The organism is Psychrobacillus sp. MER TA 171, from assembly GCF_023713305.1.
Taxonomy (GTDB): domain Bacteria; phylum Bacillota; class Bacilli; order Bacillales_A; family Planococcaceae; genus Psychrobacillus.
In genome coordinates, this window is sequence record NZ_JAMAWN010000096.1 from 1 (window position 1) to 291 (window position 291).

General features: G+C 40.2%; 1 rRNA gene. It reads left to right on the forward strand.

Going from position 1 to position 291, the window contains the following annotated elements:
* Positions 1–190: 190 nt before the first annotated feature.
* A 5S ribosomal RNA gene (gene rrf, locus M3627_RS20625) occupies positions 191–291 on the forward strand; the annotation flags it as partial.

Genomic DNA, 291 nt, shown 5'->3' on the forward strand with positions numbered 1-291 from the left:
ATAGGTTCGGGGTGGAAGCGTGGCGACACGTGCAGCTGACGAATACTAATCGATCGAGGACTTAACCAAATTGTTTGTTTCTAAGATGTCAGTTTATTCAGTTTTGAAAGAATAAATTTTTATTAAATTAATGCTTGTAATAATCTACATAGTTGATATAATAGAACTTGTCTTTCAATAATTATTCAAGTCTAGTGATGATGGCGAAGAGGTCACACCCGTTCCCATACCGAACACGGAAGTTAAGCTCTTCAGCGCCGATGGTAGTTGGGGGTCTCCCCCTGCAAGAGT